At 53.1% G+C, this 548-nt stretch carries 1 protein-coding gene; it reads right to left on the bottom strand.

Features of this window, described 5'->3' with window-relative positions:
- Positions 1-548 (bottom strand): aminotransferase class I/II-fold pyridoxal phosphate-dependent enzyme (locus QP503_RS08815; RefSeq protein WP_285101634.1); only part of this gene is annotated, 548 nt, incomplete at both ends.

The following is a 548-nucleotide window of genomic DNA, read 5'->3' as shown; positions in this document are numbered from 1 at the left end:
CATATGATCCGAACATTGACCATCAGCAAAGAAAGCGGTTCCCGATACATATGCGACCAGGTTCTTCACCGCACGAGGAAGCATCTCATGCGCATTGAGACCGTTAGGAAGTTTCACCCAGGTGTAGAAACCACCCCGAGGCTTATTCCACGTGCACATGGGCATGTATTTCTCAAGAGCTGCTTGCATAGCTTGACCACGCTCAGCGTACATACCCCGATATTCCTTGACCTGCTGATACCAGTCGTAGGTGCGCAGATATTCCGCGATGGCAAGCTGACCAAAAGTGGTTGGGCACAGGATCGCATTTTCAGCGGCGAGGGTGAGACGTGCACTCAGCGCAGCAGGTGCCAATGCCCAGCCGACGCGGAATCCCGGCGCGAAAGTTTTGGAGAAGGAACCCAAGTACACCACGCCATCCGGGTTGAACGTTTGGATAGCAGGGATGGGATCACCATCAAAACCAAGCAGGCCATAAGGGTTATCTTCGACGATAAGAACATGATGGTTATCGCAAATATCAGCGATACGCCGGCGGCGTTCTTCGG

The sequence above is a fragment of the Pauljensenia sp. UMB0895 genome, assembly GCF_030218905.1.
GTDB classification, from domain to species: domain Bacteria; phylum Actinomycetota; class Actinomycetes; order Actinomycetales; family Actinomycetaceae; genus Pauljensenia; species Pauljensenia turicensis_A.
The sequence above is the reverse complement of the archived record's forward strand: the minus strand, read 5'-3'. Positions and strand labels throughout refer to the sequence as shown.